This is a genomic window from Desulfobaculum sp., assembly GCF_054921475.1.
In genome coordinates, this window is the sequence record NZ_JBUDSW010000318.1 from 1 (window position 1) to 3,496 (window position 3,496).

Here is a 3,496-nt window from a genome sequence, read left to right on the forward strand (position 1 = left end):
TGGGGTGAGTGATGGGACTTGAACCCACGGCCACTTGGGCCACAACCAAGTGCTCTACCAACTGAGCTACACCCACCGTGTTGCGGAGGCTCTGATAGCCGAGGTCAGCATGACGGTCAAGCAATTTTATTGATTTGCTCAAAAAAAGGCGAAAGCAATTTCATGGAAAAACTCATCATCGAGGGCGGACGCCCACTGGAAGGCCGGATACGAGTCAGCGGTTCCAAGAACGCCGCACTGCCCATTCTTCTGGCCAGCCTGGCCGTTGACGGACCTGTTACATATACCAACGTTCCCAATCTTCGCGATATCAATACCACGCTGCGTCTTCTGGACATTCTGGGATGCGGGACCACATTTGAAAACGGCACCGTTACGGTGACGCCCGGCACCCTCGTGCCCGAAGCGCCCTACGAGCTGGTGAAGACCATGCGCGCCTCCGTGCTGTGCCTTGGCCCCTTGCTGGCGCGCCTGTGCGAGGCCCGCGTGTCCCTGCCCGGCGGCTGCGCCATTGGCTCGCGCCCGGTGGACCTGCACCTTAAGGCGCTGGAAAAGATGGGCGCAACGTTTGATCTGGAGCAGGGCTACATCCACGGCACCTGCGACGGCAGACTGCGCGGCGCACATATTCAGTTCGACTTTCCCACCGTGGGCGGCACCGAAAATCTGCTCATGGCCGCGGCCCTTGCCGAAGGCGAAACCGTCCTCGTCAACGCCGCGCGCGAGCCGGAAGTGGTGGACCTTGCCAACTTCCTGTGCGCCTGCGGGGCCAAGATTACCGGACAGGGCACCAGCATCATCACCATTGAGGGCGTGGAGCGCCTCTCCGGCTGCGAGTACCGCATTATGCCCGACCGCATCGAGGCAGGCACCTACCTCTGCGCCGCCGCCATCACCGACGGCGAGCTTTTGCTTGAGGACTGCCCCATGTTCGAGCTGGAGGCCGTCATTGCCAAGCTGCGCGAGATGGGCGTGTATATTGAGGAGAAGGGCGACGTGGTCGTGGCCCGCCGCAATGGCGGGGGCGTGCACGGCGTGGACGTGGTGACCCTGCCGTTCCCCGGCTTCCCCACGGACATGCAGGCCCAGATTATGGCCCTGATGTGCCTGAGCCAAGGCTCCGGCATGATCAAGGAAACCATCTTCGAGAACCGCTTCATGCACGTGCAGGAGCTGAGCCGCATGGGCGCGCACATCACCCTTGACGGCCGCACGGCCATGGTGCGCGGCGTGGACAGCCTCATCGGCGCGCCGGTGATGGCCTCGGACCTGCGCGCCAGCGCGTCCTTGGTGCTGGCCGGTCTGGCCGCCACAGGCTCCACGGAAGTCCAGCGCATCTACCATCTGGACCGGGGCTACGAGAATATTGAACAAAAGCTGGAGGGCGTCGGCGCGCGCATTACCCGCGCCCGCGACTAAGCCCTTTCGCTGGCCGCCGCCCGCGCGTCGGCAGTAACGCACAGAAAACGCCCCGCCTCGGCAATGCCGAAGCGGGGCGCTTTTTTGTGTGGTGACCGGACGCGCTAGGCGTTTTCCGGATCCAGCACGCGCTCGATGGTTTCCAGCACGTACAGGCCGTCGCGGCCGGTGATGGGCAGCTCGGTGCCATCGCGCAGGGCGCTGAGGAAGGCCTTGAGTTCCAGCGGCACGGGCTCGCGGAACATCACGGGCCACTCGCGCACCATGTAGTTGGCGTCGTAGCCCTCAAACTTGCTGTATTCCTTCACTTCCTGCGTCACGAGGTTGGCGTGGATGTACTTGCTCTTGGTCGCCACGCTGATGCAGCGGGACTTGTAGGGCGTCACCCAGTTGGTGTTGATCTGGGCCAGCACGCCGTTGTCCATCTGGGCGGTGATGAGGGCGGAGTCCTCATGCTTGCCAAGGGAGGACGACGTGACGGCGAAGACCTTTTCGTACTCGGCGCCGGTGATGAAGCGGATGAGGTCAATATCGTGGGAGCCGAGGTCCTTGATGACGCCCACATCCTGAATGCGGGGCGGGTAGGGACCAACGCGCTCGATATTGATGGACACCACGTCCTCGCCTTCAACAAGGCTCTTCACGCGCTGCACGGCCTGATTGAAGCGCTCAATGTGGCCGACCATGAGGGGCAGGTTCTTTTCCTGCGCCTTTTCGATGAGCTGGCGGCCTTCGTCGGCGGAAGCGGCGAGGGGCTTTTCGATAAGCAGGGGGATGTTCTTGTCCATGACCTTGAGGCCGACGGGCAGGTGGTACACCGTGGGCACGCAGACGCTTACGGCGTCCATGGGCTGGGCAAGCAGATCGTCAATGTCGCTGTAGGTGGCAACGCCGAAGCGCTCGCGGACTTCCGCCAGCACGTTTTCGTCCGTGTCCACAACGCCGACGACTTCCACGTCGGCCATTTCGGAGTAGACGCGCAGATGGATTTTGCCCATCCAGCCGAGGCCGATAACGCCTACACGCATGGTTTTGTTACTCATGATAGCATGACTCGCTTTGATAATGCCCACGAAAGGGCGTGAATACGTTGTGCGTCCGTGCCGGGGCGTGGCCCACGAAATGGCCGGGCGTCGTCATTGTCATTGCAGTGCAATTCGCTTATTGGTGCGTTGGCGTTTATCAAATTTTCGGCAGACTGCCAAAGATTGAATTTCTGTAGGAACGATATGGGTACGAAGCGTAACGGCGAGTCGATATGGCTGAGCGCGGGCGAAGTTTCGGGCGATATGCACGGAGCGCTGCTTGTCCGCGCCTTGCGGCAGCGCGCCCCCGGCGTGCGGTGCATGGGCCTTGCTGGCTCCGCCATGGAAGAGGCGGGGTGCGAAAAGGTCTTTGACATCAGCGAGTTGTCGCTGATGGGCGTGACCGAGGTGGTGGCCCACCTGCCGCGCGTGCTGGGGCTGATGCGCCGCATCTACGCCCGCCTTAAGGCCGAGCGGCCACGCGCCGTGGTGTGCATTGACGCGCCGGACTTTAATTTCTTTGTGGTGCGCATGGCGCGGCGGCTGGGCATTCCGGTGTATTATTACATCTGCCCGCAGGTGTGGGCGTGGCGCAAGGGCCGCGTGAACTTTCTGCGCGACAAGGTGGACCGGGTGCTGTGCATCCTGCCTTTTGAAAAGCCCTTCCTTGCCGCCCACGGGCTGGATGCCGACTACGTGGGCCATCCGCTGGTGGACCAGATTCCCTTTGCGGATATTGCGGATGTGGAGCCTGACCCCAATCGCGTACTTATCCTTCCCGGCAGCCGCCGCAAGGAGATTGAGTCCCTGTATCCGGACTTTTTGGAGGCCGCGAAGCGCATGCACCATGTGCGCCCGGAGCTGACCTTTACCGTGGTCCGCGCTCCGGGAGTGGACCGCGCGGCACTTGAGGCCGCGCTGCCTGCCGGGCTTCCGGTGACCATTGAGGAGCCGCAGAATCGCTACGCCGCCATGCGCGGCTGCGGCGCGGTTATTGCCGCGTCGGGCACTGTGGCGCTGGAGACGGCCCTTGTGGGCGTGCCCACGGTCAT

3 protein-coding genes and 1 tRNA gene are annotated in these 3,496 nt (G+C 62.7%); 2 read left to right on the forward strand and 2 right to left on the reverse strand.

Annotation, left to right across the window (positions count from 1 at the left end):
• Positions 1-76, reverse strand: a tRNA-His gene (locus ACY69P_RS15230).
• A gap of 86 nt (positions 77-162) precedes the next feature.
• Between ACY69P_RS15230 and murA the strand changes: the two genes are divergently transcribed.
• Entirely contained in the window at positions 163-1,419 is a 1,257-nt protein-coding gene (murA, locus tag ACY69P_RS15235; protein WP_459898401.1) for a UDP-N-acetylglucosamine 1-carboxyvinyltransferase, read from the forward strand.
• Positions 1,420-1,523: 104 nt separating this feature from the next.
• Here murA and ACY69P_RS15240 read toward each other — a convergent pair whose 3' ends face one another.
• A complete protein-coding gene (locus tag ACY69P_RS15240; protein WP_462328087.1) occupies positions 1,524-2,462 on the reverse strand; it encodes a Gfo/Idh/MocA family oxidoreductase in 939 nt (312 codons plus the stop codon).
• Between the two features lie 186 nt (positions 2,463-2,648).
• On the opposite strand from ACY69P_RS15240, the gene lpxB reads away from it, so the two are divergent.
• Positions 2,649-3,496 (forward strand): lipid-A-disaccharide synthase (gene lpxB / locus ACY69P_RS15245; RefSeq protein ID WP_462328088.1); only part of this gene is annotated, 848 nt, incomplete at its 3' end.